The organism is Gordonia sp. i37 (genome assembly GCF_002043085.1).
Lineage (GTDB): Bacteria > Actinomycetota > Actinomycetes > Mycobacteriales > Mycobacteriaceae > Gordonia > Gordonia polyisoprenivorans.
This window is the reverse complement of sequence record NZ_MVPX01000639.1, coordinates 1-299: the sequence shown is the minus strand read 5'-3', so window position 1 is coordinate 299 and position 299 is coordinate 1. Positions and strand designations below refer to the sequence as shown.

At 65.9% G+C, this 299-nt stretch carries 1 pseudogene; it reads right to left on the bottom strand.

What is annotated here, in order from left to right:
- Positions 1 to 226 (bottom strand): annotated as a pseudogene (locus B1964_RS29085) (IS3 family transposase); the annotation flags it as partial.
- Positions 227 to 299: the final 73 nt, after the last annotated feature.

Sequence of the window (299 nt, the reverse complement as noted above, 5' to 3'; positions counted from 1 at the left end):
ACCCGTGCAGGCCGCGGGCCTTGTCGAACGCCACCGCCACGGCCCGGTCGATGGTGTCCCGGCGATAGTCGCGGGTGGTGTGCAAACCCGTTGCCGCACCCGGCGATTGGGTCCGCTTATGCCATTTGTAGAACCACGCCTCGCTGACCCCGAGCAGCCGGCAGGACACCGCGTGTGGCACCCGATAGTTGGTCCTCTGGTCGGCGATAAAGCGTGCCACGCTCACTTCGTCGCCTCCTTCACCCACAGGACCACTGATCGCTTGAGGACATCACGCTCCATGCGCAGCTCGGCGACCT